14 protein-coding genes and 2 pseudogenes are annotated in these 19,623 nt (G+C 56.6%); 10 read left to right on the top strand and 6 right to left on the bottom strand.

Annotation, left to right across the window (positions count from 1 at the left end; all coding sequences use genetic code 11):
* Nucleotides 1–13 precede the first annotated feature (13 nt).
* The 4 genes and pseudogenes from GZH47_RS08755 to GZH47_RS08740 form a co-directional block, all read left to right on the top strand.
* Nucleotides 14–421, top strand: a pseudogene (locus GZH47_RS08755) (formylglycine-generating enzyme family protein); the annotation flags it as partial.
* 52 nt (nucleotides 422–473) lie between these two features.
* Nucleotides 474–1,451 (top strand): stalk domain-containing protein, encoded by a 978-nt coding sequence (locus tag GZH47_RS08750; protein WP_162639742.1) that lies wholly within the window; start codon nucleotides 474–476, stop codon nucleotides 1,449–1,451.
* 688 nt (nucleotides 1,452–2,139) lie between these two features.
* The gene (locus GZH47_RS08745) at nucleotides 2,140–3,915 is read left to right on the top strand and encodes a stalk domain-containing protein (RefSeq protein WP_162639741.1); all 1,776 of its coding nucleotides are present in this window, start codon (nucleotides 2,140–2,142) and stop codon (nucleotides 3,913–3,915) included.
* An 86-nt stretch (nucleotides 3,916–4,001) separates the two neighbouring features.
* Entirely contained in the window at nucleotides 4,002–4,919 is a 918-nt protein-coding gene (locus GZH47_RS08740) for an aminoglycoside phosphotransferase family protein (protein ID WP_162639740.1), read from the top strand.
* Between the two features lie 169 nt (nucleotides 4,920–5,088).
* Here the strand turns inward: GZH47_RS08740 and GZH47_RS08735 are convergent, their stop codons facing one another.
* Together GZH47_RS08735 and GZH47_RS08730 are read right to left on the bottom strand one after the other, a co-directional pair.
* Entirely contained in the window at nucleotides 5,089–6,276 is a 1,188-nt protein-coding gene (locus tag GZH47_RS08735; RefSeq protein ID WP_162639739.1) for a carbohydrate binding domain-containing protein, read from the bottom strand.
* Between the two features lie 329 nt (nucleotides 6,277–6,605).
* Nucleotides 6,606–7,496 (bottom strand): diguanylate cyclase domain-containing protein, encoded by an 891-nt coding sequence (locus GZH47_RS08730; protein ID WP_162639738.1) that lies wholly within the window; start codon nucleotides 7,494–7,496, stop codon nucleotides 6,606–6,608.
* 182 nt (nucleotides 7,497–7,678) lie between these two features.
* Here GZH47_RS08730 and GZH47_RS08725 point away from each other — a divergent pair, with 182 nt between their 5' ends.
* The 3 genes from GZH47_RS08725 (at nucleotide 7,679) to GZH47_RS08715 (ending at nucleotide 10,981) form a co-directional block, all read left to right on the top strand.
* Nucleotides 7,679–8,635, top strand: a complete 957-nt coding sequence (locus GZH47_RS08725; RefSeq protein ID WP_162639737.1) for a D-2-hydroxyacid dehydrogenase family protein — start codon at nucleotides 7,679–7,681, stop codon at nucleotides 8,633–8,635.
* Between the two features lie 19 nt (nucleotides 8,636–8,654).
* Nucleotides 8,655–10,115 carry an amidase family protein gene (locus GZH47_RS08720; RefSeq protein WP_162639736.1) on the top strand — a complete coding sequence of 487 codons (1,461 nt, stop codon included), beginning with the start codon at nucleotides 8,655–8,657 and terminating at the stop codon, nucleotides 10,113–10,115.
* Nucleotides 10,116–10,186: 71 nt separating this feature from the next.
* Nucleotides 10,187–10,981: a Nif3-like dinuclear metal center hexameric protein gene (locus tag GZH47_RS08715; RefSeq protein ID WP_162639735.1), complete on the top strand. Its 795-nt coding sequence runs from the start codon at nucleotides 10,187–10,189 to the stop codon at nucleotides 10,979–10,981.
* Nucleotides 10,982–11,904: 923 nt separating this feature from the next.
* Here GZH47_RS08715 and GZH47_RS08710 read toward each other — a convergent pair.
* The 3 genes from GZH47_RS08710 to GZH47_RS08700 form a co-directional block, all read right to left on the bottom strand.
* Nucleotides 11,905–12,759, bottom strand: coding sequence for an SDR family oxidoreductase (locus GZH47_RS08710; protein ID WP_162639734.1), 855 nt, complete (start codon nucleotides 12,757–12,759; stop codon nucleotides 11,905–11,907).
* Nucleotides 12,756–13,847: a mannonate dehydratase gene (gene uxuA / locus GZH47_RS08705; protein ID WP_162639733.1), complete on the bottom strand. Its 1,092-nt coding sequence runs from the start codon at nucleotides 13,845–13,847 to the stop codon at nucleotides 12,756–12,758. Before uxuA ends, GZH47_RS08710 begins: the two co-directional genes overlap by 4 nt.
* A gap of 139 nt (nucleotides 13,848–13,986) precedes the next feature.
* Nucleotides 13,987–14,904, bottom strand: a complete 918-nt coding sequence (locus tag GZH47_RS08700; RefSeq protein ID WP_162639732.1) for a helix-turn-helix domain-containing protein — start codon at nucleotides 14,902–14,904, stop codon at nucleotides 13,987–13,989.
* 310 nt (nucleotides 14,905–15,214) lie between these two features.
* Between GZH47_RS08700 and GZH47_RS08695 the strand changes: the two genes are divergently transcribed.
* The 3 genes and pseudogenes from GZH47_RS08695 to GZH47_RS08685 form a co-directional block, all read left to right on the top strand.
* Entirely contained in the window at nucleotides 15,215–17,320 is a 2,106-nt protein-coding gene (locus GZH47_RS08695; RefSeq protein ID WP_162645139.1) for an alpha-glucuronidase family glycosyl hydrolase, read from the top strand.
* A 129-nt stretch (nucleotides 17,321–17,449) separates the two neighbouring features.
* Nucleotides 17,450–18,610 (top strand): family 8 glycosyl hydrolase, encoded by a 1,161-nt coding sequence (locus GZH47_RS08690; RefSeq protein WP_162639731.1) that lies wholly within the window; start codon nucleotides 17,450–17,452, stop codon nucleotides 18,608–18,610.
* A gap of 30 nt (nucleotides 18,611–18,640) precedes the next feature.
* Nucleotides 18,641–18,793: pseudogene (locus GZH47_RS08685) on the top strand (carbohydrate ABC transporter permease); the annotation flags it as partial.
* Nucleotides 18,794–18,981: 188 nt separating this feature from the next.
* On the opposite strand, the gene GZH47_RS08680 reads toward GZH47_RS08685, so the two are convergent.
* Nucleotides 18,982–19,218: a PaaX family transcriptional regulator C-terminal domain-containing protein gene (locus tag GZH47_RS08680; RefSeq protein WP_225446405.1), complete on the bottom strand. Its 237-nt coding sequence runs from the start codon at nucleotides 19,216–19,218 to the stop codon at nucleotides 18,982–18,984.
* Nucleotides 19,219–19,623: the final 405 nt, after the last annotated feature.

Here is a 19,623-nt window from a genome sequence, read left to right as displayed (position 1 = left end):
GTGGCGATGATGGGGCGCGAGTATCGTCTGCGACTGGGGAGCGAACGGCTATCGCTTGCCTACGGAAGCGGAATGTCAGCATGCGTGCAAAGCGGGAACGAGCGGCTACCGGTACGGTGAGCTGGACGATATCGCTTGGTACCGCGGCAACTCCGGGAGCAGGATACAGGAAGTTGGGAAGAAGCGGCCGAATGCCTGGGGACTTCATGATATGTTGGGCAATGTGTGGGAGTGGTGATGGGACCAATACGATGCGGACGTGTACGGCTCTTATCGCGTATTCCGCGGCGGCAGCTGGGCAGAAGAGGCTAGAGGCTGCGGAGCGACATGCCGTCGACGCAGTCATCCTGCGTTTCGTATCGATGATCTCGGGTTTCGTCTTGCAAGGTCTGAAGTCCAAGTGCAACATAAACCAACCTGATGCGTCTATGACAAGGTGACGAACGAAAGCAGACGAATGACGGGGAGTGAAGATGTTGAAAAAGGTTTTATTTGCGATGCTAGCGATTGGGACGATAACCTTCGGTTCGACGGTCTCCGCAGCCGAAAACATCGGCATCACGCTGATGGATAAGCCGATCGCAACGGACAGTTCCCCGATTTACGATAAAGGCCGCGTGCTCGTTCCGCTTCGCGCCGTTTCGGAAGCGCTGGGCGCCGCCGTGGACTGGAATCAGACGACCCGAACGGCCAGCGTGCATAAATGGACGCAGACGATCACGCTGACGTTGGGCCGGCAGGTTGCCGTGGTCGAGCGGCAAGAGAGCTACGGAACCGACAAGGAAACGGTAAAGCTGGACGTATCGGTCAAGTCCGTCCATAACCGCATCTATGTACCGCTGCGGTTCGTATCGGAACAGTATGGCTACAACGTCGCATGGGACGGCCATACGGTTGCCATTCAATCGCCGCTTGGTGAGAAGGTGCGGACTGCGCTTTATACGGGCGACCTGGCGGCGGCTCGGAAGATCGCCATTGACGCCGTGAGGAGCGGGAACATCCATTACGAGCAATCGCCCATGCAGAAGACGTATCGGACGGAGATGAATGACGACGAGTTCCTGTTTCCCGAAGGGGAGGCGCTCCGTTTCTTCGCGATCAAGGACAGCCAAATCGCGACGTACTACGAATACAAGGACGATTTCCTCGTGGTCCTCTGGCAGGCCCGCATCAATCCGAACCTGGGAGACGCCGTCGGACATCTGTTGACGAACAAGCTTGAAGCATCCACGGGGACGATGCCGAATATCGACAAGGCCTTCCTGTATTATGATAACGGATTTGCGGGTCCCGCCAGCTGGGTTAGCAGCGGCCGCGTAGGAACGGACGGGAAACTGGTGCAAACCGCGTACGTGAACGATTCAGGCGGCGTGGTCCTGAAGGACGGAACGGTCTCGTTGACGCTGCCGAACGAGAAGCGCGCGGAAACCGTTGCGGTTCCGCAGCGTTAGCAGCCAGTGGTTACGAAGTATGAGCAAGCTTCAGGATAGGCAGCATAGGCAGGTTGACGCAACATCGAAACAGCCCCTCTAGGTGCGGCATGCATCTAGAGGGGCTGTTTGGTCTGATCCGGGAAATAGGGCTTGCTGGCGCGCTGGCTGCCGCAATGCTTTTGCATTCCCATCTGGGCGTGGTCTCGGCAGCGCTAGACGAATCGTAGGATGCTTATTGCCCCAAAAACGGCACCTCCAGCGAGCTAACGAATCCCAGCGGCGCTATGTGGACAAATATGGGTGAAAATAAGCGGAAAAGCGGGCTTTTGCAACAAATAGCGTGTCTGGGATTCGTTACAATTTCAAAACGCCGATTTTGGGGCTAATAGCGATTATTGGATTCGTTAGGTTTGGGCTGTCGGTGCGAGCGATAGGTGCGGGTGGAGTAAGGCGCGGTCGCGGGCAATAGGTGCAGGTGTAGTAAAGTCGCCCGGACCACAGCAGCTGGACGAGCCCGCCACTTAATTGATATTGAAAATCATTATCAATTAAATAATTGAAATATTATCCACTAATGACTCCCATGTCAATAACAAAAATAGATCGGTTCCATGCGACGGCGGCTTTGAAACAATTCCGGGCAAGGTTACGTCTAGGCGTTATGAGTAATGCGGTTCCAATAATTGGGCGAAAAGGGGAAAGTTTTATGAGGAAAACAGCAGGGCTTATGCTCGCTTGCGCCTTGTGCGTCAGCGGAACGATTTCCGCGCATGCAGCCGATATCGGGAAGAAGAAGTCGTTAAACGAGGTTTTCGATCAGATGGTCATCGCGGCCTACGGTCAGAATAAGATGTTTACCAACGGCGAGAAGGGCGACTTCAGCGAAGGTTTCGACTTGGTGCAGCATGACGGTCATCTCTTCGTCCCGATTCGCATGATGGCGACTCTGGCAACGCGAGCCGGACAATATCATGGCAATTGGGATGCAGTCTGGCAGTCTCAAGCGCCGAATGACGTGCTTCTCTATAACACCAATCTGCACAAGACGGTCAAGCTGACGGTCGACAGCAAGACGATGCTGATCAATAACAAGCCTCAGACGATGGATGTCGCTCCGCAAAAAATCAACGGGAGCATCGTACTCCCGTTAAGAAGCGCTTCCGAAGCGCTGGACAAAAAAATCGATTGGCTCGACGGCCTCATCCTGATCGGGGATGAAAACGTAGATTTGCAGAGTGCCGAAACGCTGGCCGTCAAGGACAAGGTCAAAGCAGAACTGACGGACAAGCGCACGAGGGTCGAGTACGAGAACGTCGTGTACCCGCTGACTAAGTACGGCAGCGCCGTCTATTATTTTAAACGCAGCTTTAAAGGAAACAGCGAGATACAGTCTCTGTTCCGTAAGACGGACGGGCAGCAGGAGACGCAGGTCAAGCTGCAGGGAAATCCCAGATTCGATGCCGCGAAGGTCATCGATCACAAGCTTTATTATATTTCCGTAGTCAACGACAAAACCGAGTTGGATGCCCTTGATCTCGACAGCCGAACAGTCAAGAAGGTCACCTCCATCGACGAATGGAAGCCGGAGAACGGATGGGTATCCGATATTCGCAAGATCGATAACGATTTATATCTCAATTTGCATAGCGGCGACCTCACGATGGGGAGCGAAACGTTGTACAAGGCGGTTCAAGGCGCCGCGGCGCTGAAAGTCGCCGACGGGAGGAGCTTCATCGGCTATGCGAAATCGGGCCAGTATCTCTACAATACCGATTTCTCTCCGCTAGGCGGCTTCGCCGATAATTTAAGCCGGACCGATCTGAAGACGGGCAAATCCGAGGCGTTCGGGGAAGAGGGATTCTCGTACGGCATTACTCGGTCGTTATCCGATGCCGGCCTCGGTTTCGGAGCGAGCGAGAAGATGTATATCCAAGATGGTTACCTGTATACGTTAGGCTACAAGGACAGCGATCCCAAAGACGTAAGCGCCGTATATAAACTCGATTTGGCTAAAGGAACGCAGGTCAAGCTGACGACGGCCGCATACGATTTCTGGCTGGTGAACAATCGCGTTTATTATCTCGACTCCGTTACGGGCTATGTACAAACCGCCGGTCTGGACGGCAGCGGCACCAAGACCCTGATCGCGCAGAAAGCGACGAATATCCGATTCGATAAGAACGGCATTTATTACACCGTTAACGCGAATTCCGGAGACAATATCATGCAAGGGACCGTGTATCGTTACGATCTCGCGAAGGCGGCGGCGGTCAAGCTCAGCGATCGCCCCGTTCGTTCGTATTATCTCGGCACGACCGGCGTGTATTATCTGTCCGATGGCTACGACCTGGGCTTGTACAAGATCGATGCGGCAGGCCGAAACGTACGATTGGTCCATGACAGCATCGATGCCGCGCTATGGACGGATGCGGGGATGGTATTTACGAAGAAGTACCAAACAGGCATATTCTCCGTCCAGTAGAGCGGCTGTCTATATTGATGTTGTGGGGGGATCGAAGGTTTGATATGGTAAGGACATCTTAAGGAAAACGAGGAGGCTGTGCAGAGATGGCTATGGTCCCTAGCCCGTTTATAGCAAGAATGCGCGAACTTCGCGGCGAGGAAGGCGTGTCGTGGACGGCGGGTTTGCCTCGGCTGACGGACAGCTGCGCAAGCCGTTTCGGCCTTGTCATTGAAGCGCCGTTTTCCGACCTGAGCTGGAATTATGTCCTCCGAGCGAGACAGGCCGACGGGAGCCCGGTCGTGCTGAAATGCTCCATGAATAAGGAGGAGCTGACCAAAGAGATGAATGTTCTGCGGGCCTATGCCGGACGCGGAGCAGTAGCGGTCATCGATGCCGACGAGGAGCTCGGCGCCGCTGTTATGCAAAGCGCCGAACCGGGCACGCAGTTGGCGGATATCGAGGATGACACGCTGGCGACGGAGATCTTCTGCAGCGTGTTTCGCCGGCTCCATGATACTGCGGAGAGCGAATTCAAGGATATGAAGCTCCCGTCGATCAAGGAGCATTTCGCGGCCATCGAACGCTATCGGGAACGATACAGCGTCCAAGAGGCGCAAGCGCCGCTTCCGGAGAGTTGGGTGGAGAACGCGGAGGAGTGCCTGGCGTATCTGATCGCCTCCACGGAGCACAACGTGCTGCTGCACGGCGACCTGCATCATTACAATATCCTGCGCCAAGGGGATGAGGATTGGGCGGTTATTGACCCGAAAGGCATCATCGGCGACATTCATTTCGACACGATTCAATACATGCTCAACTATGAAGATCGAGGCGGCACTTGCGAAGAAGTACTCGAGCGGCGTATTGCGATCATGACCGAGCGCTTGGGTCTGGATCCGCGCCGAATCGGCATGTGGGGCGTAGCCCGGGGCGTGCTGGAGGCATGCTGGAGCATGGAAAGCGGCGAAGATTGGCATAATGGGATCCGGATCACCGAGCGCTTCGCCAAGTGGATCGATTGATTGCGGCGGCTGAAGAGCGATGAAAGCGGCAGAAAATAAGCGAGTCGTAAGCGATTGAAGGAAGCGGAAGGCCCGGCATATGCCGGGCTTTTGTGTTATTCGGAATTGCAGGTTCGGCTTGTAGGTCTGGCTAGCAGGTCTGGCTTGCAAATTCGGCTAGCAGGTCAGGCTAATGCTGCCAGACCCGAACATAATCCACTTTCATCGTAGCCGGAACCAACGTCGGTCCGCCGTACATGCCGATCGCGTAATCCAAAATCAGATACATCGGCGAGCTCGTAATGCCGGAAGAGATCGTTCCGACCAAAGCCCCGTCGTAGTAATAGTTCACGCTGCCGGACTCCCAATCCGCGCCGTAGGTATGCCAGCCCGTAAAGTCGCCGGAGGCGGAACCGCCGGGTCCGCCCGAAGGCGAGTGGAAGTGGTATTGCGCTTGACCGCTTATCCCTTCCATAATGTCCATTTCGCCGTCGGTTGGCCAGTTCTGTCCGTCCGTCCAGAATGCAGGCCAGTTGGCGATGACGCCCGCGCCGGAAGCAGGCAAGTAAATCCTGGCTTCGAAGGCACCGTAGGTGAATTGTTTATGCCCGTTGCTATTGATTAGCCCGGAACGATACGGGTAGGCCGTGCCATTGACCGTAACCGGTTTGGAGACGGTCGCGAGCGAGAGCGAGCCGCCGCCGACGCTGACCTGTGCCGGATCGTATGCAGCCGTTTCATAGGCGTTGACCGGCGGAGAGACGGCTCCCGCTGCTCCGAACCAATTCGAGTTCCACACGCTCGTATCCAGGCTGGTGCCGTTGAACTCGTCGTTGAAAGCTAAATTCCAGCTGCCAGGAATGCCTGTCGGCACGGGCGAGCTCGCAAGCGTGAGCGAGAAGTCGTCCCCGTATCCATAGCCCGCATCGCCCTTCCATAAGAAAATTTGAGCGGACGTGTTGCTGGCTCCGGTCGTAAAGGCGATGGTTTGTTGTTTGTAGCTGGTGCTTGCGGTGGAGTAAGCGATTTGAGTGCCGCCGTAGTTTTTGACGCCGATCGATACGTTGCCGCTGGCCGCCTTGAACCATCCGCTTAACAAGTAAGCGGTGTTCGGACTCAAACCCGTAATGGTCTGATTGAAGGCGCTGTTGCCGCCTGCTCCTTCGACTCTGGCGCTGCGCGTCCCCGTAGAAGCGTTCGTGCTGACGACCGAGTAGGTGCCCGCGCCCGTCCAAGGCGATACGGCGCCGGTTTCAAAACCGGGATTGCCGACTAGATTCGGACTGGCCGTTACCGATTCGGGCATGGACGTGACAGCGAGCAGCAAAGCGAGCGCCAGTGCGGTGCCCAGCAGTTTCTTGATCGAAACCTTCTTCATTTCCCGTCCTCCTTTGTCCTGTGCAGCGGATCAGACAAAGCTGTGATCATGATGCGATTAGGCCATGCAGGTAAAGCGATAACGCTTGCCAAACGTTGTGCTCGCCTCCTCCCGGTTACGATTTCATGCCCTCATTCGTCGGGTGGTTTGGAAATCGCAGCCGGTGCAGGAGGGAACACTTGCAGAATAACATTGATGTCCGCGCCAGCAAATGGAACATATCTACGATTTTTAGCATTTTTCAATCATTTCCCGCTCGATAGATTGGACAAGAAGAGCCCCTTCGGCAGGCTTGCGGAAGGGGCTTACGCTTATATGGGTCAACGAGCTTAAATGCGGAACGCTTCGATAGCGATCGAGTTCGGTCCGGTGCGTCTTGCGCGCTCGACGACTTCGCTCGAGTCATCGATCATGTTCCGGATATCCGCGATCGTCTTGGGCCGGCCGGTCATGCCGCCGATGTAGCATCCGATTGCCCGGTTGCAGCCAAGGCTTGAATAATCATGGCTGGCCATTGCATCGATGATTGCTTGCGCGGTTTGTTGGAGCTCCCCGTATCCGGCTCTGGCAAATACGACGAATTCATCGCCGTAGGCACGGCCGATTGCAGCTTGTCCGAAGCCGGAGCGGCTCGCGGCTTCAATGATTCGGTAACAAGCGACGATGACTTGATCGCCGACATCGAAGCCCAACTCATCGTTGATCTGTTTGAAGTGGCAGAGGTCCAATCGCAAAACGGCGGTGCTGTCGTTCTCGTCGCATGCATCCGTGATGCTCGTCGCAGCTTCCAGAAACATTTCCATATTGGGAATGTTCTTCTTGATCTCATGCACGCTTGCTTGATCAATGTTTATCAAATGAATGTGATTCTCCATTCGAAACCCTTCCTTCTCCAAAATAGCGATGAGCCGATCGATGGCGATTTTCTTCTGGATCTGTTCATTCAAAGCAGAGGCGATTTCAATGCGCTTGCGTACGAGCCGGCGAATGATCGTTTCCGTTTCGATCGGCCCGCTCAGCACTTCCTTGATTTCGCTCAGGGAAAATCCGAGATTCTTGAGGATGATGATCCAATTCAAAGCTTGAGCTTGCTCCGGCTCATAGGATCGATACTGCGTGTGCGGATCGATTGTCGAAGGTTTCAGCAGCCCGATCTCATCGTAATGCCGAAGCATTTTGGCGGTAACTTGATTGCGTTCTGCGAATTCGCCGATTTTCATTGCGGGACATCCTTTCCTAAGCACTCCGGCCGGAATCACTTGCTCTAACCATAAACCTTACCCTAGCAGGAAAGTCAACACCTTTCGACATCCGCGAAATAATGACTATACGAAGCGAACGCCGGCGCATGGTATGATAGGGAAAAAGACAGCGTACGCGCTGCCCGAAGGAGGCAAATTTCATGACGAAGCTTCGTTCCGCGATATTGGACGATTACCAGCAGGTGGCGCTTACCATGGCGGACTGGTCGCCGATTATGGACAAGGTGGAGGTCAAATGCATCCATGAGCATATCGCTCAAATCGACGAGCTGGTCGAACAGATCGGCGATTGCGAGATTGTCGTCATCATGCGCGAACGGACGCCTTTCCGAGCCGAGCTTCTTGACCGTCTTCCCAGATTGAAGCTGCTGGTTACGACAGGCATGCGCAATGCGTCGATCGATCTCGCGGCGGCAGCCGCGAAAGGCATTACGGTATGCGGCACGGGAGGAGCAGGCAACGCGACCGCCGAGCTCGCATGGGCGCTGATGCTGGGGCTCGCCCGCAACATCGTGAAGGAGCATAATGCCATCCGCGGCGGTCAGTGGCAAAGCACGATCGGAGCGGATTTGTACGGCAAGACGCTGGGCGTTCTTGGCCTTGGCAAACTGGGCAGCCAGATTGCCAAATTCGGTCAGGCATTCGGGATGGACGTCATGGCGTGGAGCCAGAATTTGTCGCAAGCCCGGGCCGACGAGGCAGGCGTGAGATTAGCGGCTTCCAAGGAGGAGCTTCTGGAGAACAGTGACTTTGTATCCATTCATCTGGTATTGAGCGACCGGACAAGAGGGCTGATCAATGCCGAGGATCTGAGGCGCATGCGTCCGTCGGCGTATCTGGTCAACACCTCCCGCGCTCCGATCGTGGATCAAGCTGCGCTTGCCGAAGCTTTGCGGAACGGCTGGATCGCCGGCGCCGCAGTAGATGTGTTCGAGGTGGAGCCGCTGCCGAAGGACGACCCGTACCGTTCGCTTCCGAATCTGCTGACGACGCCTCATATCGGCTATGTATCGCAGGCAGGTTACGAAGCCTTCTATAGAGACATCGTAGAGGATATTGCAGCTTATCTGGACGGCGCGCCCGTTCGGACGATATAGGTTGGAAAGGGTGACGGGCGTGGCATTTGAAATCGAAGAAGCGACAATCGCGGACATGCAAGCGGCATTCGCATCAGGCGAGCTGACTTCCAGGCAATTGGTTCTGGGCTATATGAACAGAATCGCGGATCATGACAAAAGCGGATTATTGCTCAATTCCGTGCTGGCCATCAATCCCGATGCGCTGTTCATTGCGGATGCCATGGATCGCGAGCGTGAAACAAGCGGGCCGAGAGGTCCTCTGCACGGCATTCCGATCCTGCTCAAAGATAATGTCGACACCGGCGACAAAATGCCGACGAGCGCCGGCTCGCTCGCGCTTGCCGACAGCTATGCGCCTGAGGATGCTTTTATCGTGAAGCAGCTGAGGGCGGCAGGAGCCGTTATCCTGGGCAAAGCGAACATGACGGAATTCGCCAACATGATGACGGAAGGCATGCCTTCCGGCTACAGCTCTCGCGGCGGCCAAGTGATGAATCCGTATAACATATCGACGCCGACCGGCGGTTCGAGCGCGGGGTCGGGCGTCTCGGTCTCGGCGAACTTCTGCGCGGCTGCAGTGGGGACAGAGACGTCGGGCTCGATTCTGAATCCTAGCAACCTGTGCTCGGTCGTCGGCATCAAGCCGACGGTCGGCCTGCTCAGCCGGACAGGCATTCTTCCGCTATCCAACTCGCAGGACACCCCGGGGCCGATGGCGAGAACGGTAACGGACGCGGTCCTGATGCTGCAAGCGATGGCGGGTTACGACGACCGCGACGCGGCGATGGGCGGCGGCATCGGCAGACAGCCGGCGGACTATACCGCTTTTCTCGATAAAGAGGGGCTGGCCGGCGCCAGAATCGGCATTCCGCGCGACTATTATTTCGAAGAGCTGACCGAGGAACAGCTTGCGATTTTCGATCGGGCGGTCGGGATCATGAAGGAAATGGGAGCGACGATCGTCGATCCGGCGAACATTGCCACGGCCAGAAGCATCGTCTATTCGACCGTGCTGCTGAATGAATTCAAAGCTTCCTTAAACGCCTATCTCGCGAAGCTCGGTCCCGGCGCTCCGATGCGCACGCTGAAGGAAATCATCGCTTTCAATAACGAGCATCAGGCGGAAACGCTGCAATACGGGCAAAAAACGCTGATCAATGCGGAATGCCATTCGTCGGGCACGTTAACCGACGTTCGATATTTGCGCGACCGCGAGTCCGATATTCGCTTATGCAAAGAGGAAGGCATCGACGCGACGATGAAGGAGCATCGGCTGGACGCGCTATTGTTCCCGGCGGATTTCGGTTCGCGGCTGGCGGCGCGCGCGGGTTACCCGTCCGTCGGCGTGCCGGCGGGTTATACGAAGGCTGGCCCTCCGTTCGGCGTTTGTTTTACGGGAAGAGCCTATGAGGAACCGACGTTAATCCGTCTTGCTTATGCGTTCGAGCAGGCCACGAAGTTCCGGCGACCTCCGTCTTTGAAGAGCTTTATCGATTGAGGGGGTTACTAGCCCCAATTCCAATTCCAATCCAAATTCCATCCTACAAAACGTGGTCAAGGAGTCCGTTTATGAAAATAACGATTCAAGCGATGATGGAAGAGCTGATGCGTCCGGTCGGCCAACTGGAGCATACGGTAGACCGGCTGCTATTCGGCGACTTGAACACCGAAGTAACGGGCGTGGTGACGGCTTTTATGCCCACCCAGTATGTCATAGAACAAGCGGTCGCGCTTGGCGCAAACTTGATTATTTCGCATGAGGGGCCTTTCTTCTCTCATCAGGATCAAGAGGGCGTGCATGCAGACGACCCTGTATATGCCGCGAAGAAACGACTGATTCGGGAATCGGGAATCGCGATCTTCCGCTGGCATGATTACATCCATCGTTACAAGCCGGATTGGATTACGCAGGGGCTGGTTCAAGCGTTCGGCTGGGAGGATGCTGTCATTAAACACCGCCCCGAGGCTGCCGTTGTTCAGCTGCCAGGATCGGCCTTGCGAGACATAGCCGTTGACATCAAAGAGCGCCTCGGTATTCCGTATGTCAGAATAATGGGGGACCCGGACCAAATCTGTGCCCGAGCCGGAGTTCTCGTCGGTTACCGCGGAGGCGGAGGCAGCGTCATCCCGCTCATGGAGCAGGAGGCGCTTGATCTGGTCGTATATGGAGAGGGCCCGGAATGGGAGTCTCCGGAGTATGTCCGCGATGCCGTCCGACAGGGACGGAAAAAGGCGCTGATCGTGATCGGTCATGCCGAGAGCGAAGTGCCCGGAATGAACTTGCTAGCCCGGAATTTGCAAGAGCGCTATCCGGATCTGCAGGTTCATACGGTGTCGGAGAAGCCGTTGTTTCGGGTGGTGTAGGGCAGGGGCTGTACGAATGCGGAATAATCGCGGAACGACTTCGGAACGAATGTGGGAATAGTGCAGAACAAATGCCAATGCAGCAAAAATGCGGAACAACCGCGGAACGAACGTTGAGACTGACAAATAGAATGACGTGCCAAAGTTGGTGCGTCCTCAGGGTGTCGAGAATGTCCTATGGGCTTCTCGGCACTTTTTTATTAGAAGTCTCGATCTCCGTCGCTTCGTTGCAAGAGCACCTTTCATTGTGAAGGAAGAGTACCGTGCGAAAGACGTGAAACCGATGGAACACATGTTGATGATCGCTGCCATATAGAACATGAAAATGCTCTTCCTCCGCCTGGAACGAATCGTGTAACCGGAGGGATTTCTGAATCAATAGATACAACTAGCATACATGCGCTGCCCCGTCGGCATAACCCAATGAAGTATAGATGTTACTGCAATTACTTTAGATCGCGGCCGGGCGGGAGCGGGCGAATTAGAAGAAAAAGCGGAGAGGGCAAGGGGAAAGGAGCGGCGTGGAGCAGGGGGAGGAGCTGGCCGACGAGTGCGAGCAGCGGAGATCGTCCAGAGTTAACGGCAGCGTAAAAAAGGGCAGAAAGCGTAGTGTTCCAGAACAGGAAGCTGGGAGATCAAAAGCAGGAAGCGGAGTGATCAAGAGCAGGAAGCTGAGTGATCAAGAGCAGAAGCGTAGTGTTCCAGAACAGGAAGCTGGGAGATCAAAAGCAGGAAGCGGAGCGCTCCAGAGCAAGAGGCTGAGAGACTCGGAGCGAGAAGCCAATTTACGTCAGGAACGTCAGGGTCAATTGCGATCCGGACGTTCATTCATGACGGACGCATGAACGTCAACAAAGCCCCGCAGGGGGCCGCGATCGGAATAATCCCGAGCGGCGCCCATGCAGGGCTTTTTCGTCAAAAGGCTACACGCCGGAATAGGCCATGAATCCGCCGTCCACGGGAACGACCGTGCCCGTCACGAAGCCGGATGTCCGGTCATCGAGCAGCCACAGCAGCGTACCCAGCAGATCCTCCGGCTTGCCGAAGCGTCTCATCGGCGTGTGGGAGATGATTTTGTTCGACCGCTCCGTCAGCGACCCGTCTTCCTTGGTGAGCAGCGTGCGATTCTGCTCGGTCAGGAAGAAGCCGGGCGCGATCGCGTTCACGCGGATATTCGATTCGGCCAGGTGCACGGCGAGCCATTGCGTCCAGTTGTTGATGGCCGCTTTCGCCGCGCTGTACGCGGGCACCTTGGTCATCGGCGAAGGCGCGCTCATCGAGGAGATGTTGAGCACGACGCCGCTGCTCCGCTGCGCCATGGATTTGGTGAACACCTGTGTAGGGATAAACGTCCCCATGAAGTTCAAGTCGAGCACGTTCCGGAAGCCGGGGATGCTCAGATCGAAGAACGTATTGACGCCTTCTTGCTCCAAGTCCTCGGGATTGAAAATCTCGTTCGTCGTATTGGCGCTCGGATGATTGCCGCCGGCACCGTTGATAAGGATGTCGCATGGGCCAAGCTCTTGGGAGACGATACGCTCCGCTTCGATGACGCTGGCTTGGTCCGTCGCGTCGCAGGCAACGGCGATCGCCCTGCCGCCCGCGGACTCGATTTCCCGGACGACCTGCTCGCCTTTCTCGGCCGTCCGGTTCAAGATGGCGACGCTGACGCCTTGACGGCCGAGCTCCAGTGCCATGACCCGGCACAGGACGCCGGATCCGCCGGTGATGACGGCTGCTTTGCCCGCGAGCGATGCGTGAATCGGAAGCGAACTCATTGCGCGGCCTCCTTGCCGGAAGCCAGGGATGCCGTTCGTACGGCTGCATCCCACAAGCCCCACAGGTACATAATGCCGAGGGCGCGGTCGTACAATCCGTAGCCCGGACGGCATACTTCCCCCCAGAGATGACGCCCATGGTCGGGACGCGCATACCCGGTGAAACCGGTGTCGTGGTAGGCTTGCACGATGCCCGCGATATCGACCGTTCCATCCTGCGTGCGATGGGAGGTTTCGATGAAGTCGCCGTTCTCGTAAACGTTGACGTTGCGAATATGGGCGAACGGAATGCGGTCCGCGAATTCGTGGATCATGGCGATAATGTCATTGTCCGGATTAGCGCCGAGCGAGCCGCTGCATAGCGTGATGCCGTTATACGGGCTGTCATGCAGAGCCAGGAAGCGGCGGAAACTGGCTTGTCCCGTCATGATGCGGGGAAGGCCGAAGATCGGCCATGGCGGATCGTCCGGATGGATGGCCATCTTGATGCCGCACCGCGCGGCGACCGGAATGATCTCGTCGAGGAAATACTTCACGTTATCCCAGAGATGCTCCTCGGTCACGCCCCGGTAAGCCTCGAACAGCGAAGTCAGATGCGCGAGACGCTCCGGCTCCCAGCCTGGCATCGTGAGCTCCGAATTGGCGTTGATTTGCCGGACCAGCTCCATCGGGTCGAGATTATCGATGCGGCTTTTCTCGTAAAACAAAGCGGTGGAGCCGTCCGCCATCTCCTTGTGAAGCTCCGTCCGCAGCCAGTCGAACACGGGCATGAAGTTATAGCAGATCACTTTGACGCCGACCTGGGCCAGCTTCTCGATCGTCCGTTTGTAGTTCTCGATATAGCGGTCCCGGCTTGGCAGTCCCAGCTTGATGTCCTCGTGCACGTTAACGCTTTCAACGACGTCGATATGGAAGCCTGCTGCCAGCACCTCGTCACGCAAAGCGATGATTCGGTCCATGGGCCACTCTTCGCCTGCGGGCATATCGTGCAGCGACCACACGATGCCTTCAACGCCCGGGATTTGCTTGATCTGCGCAAGCGAGATCGTATCGTTCCCCGCGCCGAACCAGCGGAATGTCATTCTCACGGTGTTCAATCCCCCTCCTGTACTCGTTTCATGGACACCGTATCATATTTGCGAGGCTGTGCGGAATAGAAATTTTTACGCAGTTCAATTCCCGGGCCTTATAGAAATCCACCGCGGCGCCTAAAATGAAGCGTCCCGATCATCCGTCGCGGCGTTCGATTCCTTTGCGGTAATCGCTCGGCGACAGCCCTGTCCAGCGCTTGAACTGCCTGCTGAAATGCGCGATATCCTTGTAGCCGAGTATCGCGGCAATGGCTTGAATCGAATACCTGGCGTCGGCGAGCAGCTGCTTGGACTCGTGCAGCAGGAGCTCGGACCAATAGGCGCGGGGCGGCATCCCGTATACCTCGCTGAAGACGCGATTGCAGTAGGAGACGCTGATGCCAAGTCCCCCGGCGATTTCGCGAAGACCGGTGCGATGCTCGTTCGTCCCTTCTTGGGAGAAGGTTTGGCTTGCCGTGCTGCGCAGCCGGCTTGCGATCTCGTGGGCCAGCTCGACCTTGCCGTACGACTGCGCCGGCTGAAGCGTTTCGTCGGAAATGGCGTCCCACAATTGGCCGAACAGCTCGAAGACCGCCGATTGCAGCCGCATGCGGAAGGCGACGGAACGCGAGTCCGCTTCGGAGGCGAATTCAAGCATTTTGTGCAGGACAGGCATGATCTTCAGCGTCATCGCGCTGGATGCGGGGAACAAGACCTGTTCCATCCGCCCGAGGAGGGATAAGAACAGCCGGTCATCCACGTCGAAATGCATGCAGAAATATTCGAACGGCTCGCCGTCCCCGCTGCGGCTCGCATGCACGTCGCCTGGCCGCAGCAGCAGCAGATCGCCGGCCTGCTGCTCATACGCGATGCCGTTAACCATCATGGATTGCCGGCCCTTCAGCAAGTAGTTGATCTCGTACTGCGGATGCTCGTGCAGCGGGTAGGACCAGTCTCCGCCGACGGTTCTTCGGTGGATGCCGAACAGGTTCAGCGTCGTCTTGACGTCGGGGAATCTCGTTTCGTCGATATGGTCGTCCGGCGTGGAGCCGGCCGTGATTCTCGCTGCCGCCATATGGAATTCCTCCCGTGTGCAGTTGGGTATCGGACAGCTAACCGGCCCGAATCTTTGTCAGTCCAGTATAGACTATGATGCGCGATTTGGGTAAATTTTCGGATGTTTTGGCAATGGCAACGGGCAAAACGCTCATGGTAGTATGTTCATCAAGCGAAGAGGTTTCCAGAATCGAATGCAAAAAAAGGATAAACAGGCGGCTTCGAGAATCATCCGCCCCCCGCAATCGAATTCAACCGAGGAAGGAAGAATCATGATGAATGCACCCCATCAACCGAACCAGCCGAACCAGCCCGTGCGTCCGGAAGAAATGGCCGGGTACGAGGCTTGGCTCGCTTATAGACCGATTGCCGACGCAGACCGGCGGGCCAAGATCGTTGCCTGGACAGAAGCGATCTCGGCGGACGAAGACGACTTGTGCATCAGAACGGCAGCGGCGGAGCTCGCGCAAGGATTGACGAGGCTGACGGGGCGCACGCCGTCTTGCCGGACGCAGGCCCCGGGATCCGCATCTTCAACTGCAGCGGGATCAGCCGCATCGATATCGGCAGCAGCATCGGCATCCGCAGGCCGTTCCGTCAGACTCGGCACGTTCGAGGGCAGCGCTGACGTGCGCGAATCGTTTTCCGAAGCGGAGCGGGCTTCCGTTGCCGAGGAAGGCTTCCGGATTCGCGCGGATGAACGGTCGCTGGTCATTGCCGGAACGACGGGCAAAGGCGTTCTCTACGGCGCGTTCCATTTCTTGCGCCTCGTGCAGACGGGAACGCCGCTGGACGGACTGGACGTCCTCCACAATCCGGCGAACGGCCTGCGCATGATCGATCAATGGGACAACATCGATGGCAGTATCGAGCGCGGCTATGCGGGCCGGTCGATTTTCTACCGCGACAACGAGATTACGGAAGACATGACCCGCATCCGCGACTATGCCCGCTTGCTCGCATCGGTCGGCCTGAACGCCATCGCGATCAACAACGTCAACGTGCACCGGCTGGAAACGATGTTCCTGACGGAGGCTTACCTGCCGCGTATCGCCCGAATCGCAGACGAATTCCGCGCATTTGGCGTGCGGTTGTTCCTGAGCGTCAACTTCGCCGCTCCGTTCGAGATCGGCGGCCTGCCAACCGCCGATCCATTGGACGAGGGCGTGCAAGCCTGGTGGCGGGCAACGGCCCGCGCCGTATATGACGGCATTCCTGACTTTGGCGGCTTCCTCGTCAAGGCGGATTCGGAATTCCGTCCCGGACCGTTCACCTACGGACGGGATCATGCGGACGGCGCCAACATGCTGGCGGATGCGCTCGCTCCCCACGGCGGCATTGTCATCTGGCGCTGCTTCGTTTACAACTGCAAGCAGGATTGGCGGGACCGGAAGACGGACCGCGCCCGCGCGGCTTACGATCACTTCGTTCCGCTCGACGGCCGGTTCCGGGACAATGTCATGCTGCAGATCAAGAACGGTCCAATGGACTTCCAAGTCCGGGAGCCCGTGTCGCCGTTGTTCGGCGCGATCCCTGACACGAACGTGGCGATCGAATTCCAAGTGACGCAGGAATACACCGGACAGCAGCGCCACCTGTGCTATCTGGTGCCGCAATGGAAGGAAGCGCTCGACTTCGACACGCATGCGAGAGGCGAAGGGTCCGAGGTGAAGCGAATCGCGGACGGCTCGCTGTTCGACCGCAAACTGGGCGGCTTCGCGGCCGTATCCAACATCGGCGACGATGCCAATTGGACCGGCCATCCGCTGGCGCAGGCGAATCTATACGGATACGGCCGGCTGGCCTGGGATACGGACCTGTCGTCCGAAGCGATCGCGGAAGAATGGGTCAAGCTGACGTATGGCAGCGATGAGCGCGTCGTCGAGACGATACGCGGCATGCTCATGGATTCATGGCCGATCTACGAATCGTATAACGCCCCGCTCGGCATCGGCTGGATGGTCAAGCCCAACCACCATTTCGGACCGGATGTCGACGGTTACGAATATTCGATGTGGGGGACTTACCATTTTGCGGATAACCGGGGCATCGGCGTGGACCGGACGGTTCGTTCCGGAACCGGCTACGCGGGCCAATACCGGCAGCCGAACGCCGGGCGATTCGAATCGCTTGCCGATACGCCGGATGAGCTTGTGCTCTTCTTCCACCACGTGCCGTATGCGCATGTGCTGCATTCGGGCAAAACGGTCATCCAGCACATCTACGACGCGCACTTCGAAGGGGTGGAAGGGGCGGAGGCGCTGCTTGCGAAATGGGATTCGCTCGCAGGCTTGATCGGCGAAGCGGACCATGCCGCGGCTCGCAGCCGGCTTCAGGAACAGATCCGGCATGCCGAGGAATGGCGGGACGTTATCAATACGTACTTCCTGCGCAAGAGCGGCATAACGGATCTTCATAACCGGACCATTTACTAAGAAGAGGCTGAACATAGTTCGTTCCATTGGCCCCGCCTATCCAGGAATCCCGCTTTTTTTGCAACAACATTGCAAACGTTTACAATGGCGTCTTCAAACAAATTACATTAGCGAGAGGTGTTTCGAGCCATGAACAATCATCAAGGAGCTTACTATACAGGAACATACCGGAATGTTTTCCAAGTGTGCGGCTATTCGGAGGCAGACATCGATGCCCGCGTTGCGGATACATGGGAGAAGCTGTTCGGTCATTCGGAAGAGACGCGGATCTACTACGAAGCCGGGGACGATATGGGTTATCTGCTGGATACCGGCAATCTCGACGTCCGCACGGAGGGCATGTCTTACGGGATGATGATGGCGGTGCAGTTGGGCCGCAAGGACGTCTTCGACCGCATTTGGAAATGGACGCACGCCTACATGCTGATGAACGAAGGCGATAATGCGGGCTACTTCGCCTGGTCGTGCAATACGGACGGGACGAAGCGTTCCAATGGACCTGCTCCCGACGGGGAAGAGTACTTCGCGCTTGCGCTGTTCTTCGCCTCGCATCGCTGGGGAGACGGACCCGCGCCGTTCGATTACGGGCGGCAAGCGAGAGAGCTGCTCCGCGTCTGCATTCACAAGGGCGAAGACGGCGTCGGGCAGCCGATGTGGAATCCGGACAATAAGCTGATCAAATTCATCCCGAATTGCGAGTATTCGGATCCTTCCTATCATTTACCGCATTTCTACGAGTTATTTGCGCTTTGGGCTTATCCGGAAGATCGCGAATTTTGGCGGGAAGCCGCAGTTGCCAGCCGGGCCTATCTGAGAATTTCCTGCCATCCGGTAACCGGTCTCGCACCGGAATACGCCCACTATGACGGCACGCCGAACGACGAGAGGGGTTACGGCAAATTCTTCAGCGACTCCTACCGCGTAGCGGCGAACATCGGACTGGATTACGAATGGTTCGCGGCCGACGAATGGCAGCCTAAGGCGGCGGATAGAATCCAAGCCTTCTTCGCGGATATTCCGGTATCCGACTATCGCCGATATACGATTGAAGGCGAGCCTTTCGAAGAGAAGTCGCTTCATCCCGTCGGGCTGCTCGCGACGAATGCGATGGCTTCGCTTGCCGCGGGCGGACCGAACGCCGAAGCTTGCGTCCGGCTGCTATGGGATACGCCCGTACGGACGGGAGATCGCCGCTATTACGACAATTGCCTCTACTTATTCGCAATGTTGGCCTTGAGCGGCCGTTTCCGGATTTGGACTCCTACGAGCGGGAGCCCGAAGCGTCCATAAATCCCATCGATCGCATAATTAAAGGGGAACAGCGCGAACGCCAACGCGAATTTCGTGACGCCGCCCTCGATCCGGGCGACGATGACGATCGTGGCCAGCTTGCCGATGATTATCGCGTACCCGTTCCCGTTCCCGCAGAAGTATTTTGTCAAAGGGATGACGGTCGGCGGGGTTAAGGGTTAAGGATAAGGATAAGGATTGAGAGTTAAGGATAAGGATAAGGATAAGGATAAGGATAAGGATAAGGATAAGGATAAGGATGAAGAGTTAAGGCAGGAAGCGCAGTAAGCGAGCATACAAGCGTTGAGAGTGCTGTGGAAGTCCTTCGGACTTCCCGGCACTCTTTTTTGTTTGTCGGTTACCGGTTAGCTCTATTTCACGAACTTCGCGTAATCGGAGCCGGCAGGGATGGCTTCGATGATTTGCCCGAGGCGCTCCGACAGCCTCTGAAGAATGGCTCGTCCGCTCCAATGCGCCGGAAGCAATTCGGGCGGCAGCATAGGATCAATTAAGTAGAGCTCGTTTATCGTTTCGCCCAGGGTCAAGAACAGAACGAACCGTTCCAACGCCTCGCTCGCCGACGCCGTCGAAGAAGATTGAAGTTCCAACGAGGAAGCGAATAACGGGCATCTCGGGGCACTTCGCGGACGGACTGGATTTCAGCATTCGATTGACCGAGGAGGAGTCACGTCATGAATCACTATATATCCTTGTTCGGGACGGTAAGCGTAACGATCCTGCTGGCCTGCTTTCTTGTTCGTTCAGTCTTCCATGCCTTCCGCTATTAATTCCGTGGTGCTTATGGAGAAGTATGGGGGACAAGGAAATGGTATCGGTCAACGTAGCGTTTACGACGGACGCGAGCTTTCTTTATCTGCCGGCTCTTATCTATTGGTCAGGCGGGTTCTGATACGGGAATAGCATGCAATTACAGATTGTTTATCTAATATCCGCATGATATATTCGGGTTGATTGTTTATTCGGGAGGTGGTTTTCTCTTTTTATGCCGGGAA

Origin of the sequence: Paenibacillus rhizovicinus (assembly GCF_010365285.1) — a bacterium.
Lineage (GTDB): Bacteria > Bacillota > Bacilli > Paenibacillales > Paenibacillaceae > Paenibacillus_Z > Paenibacillus_Z rhizovicinus.
This window is presented reverse-complemented; position numbering and strand designations above follow the sequence as displayed.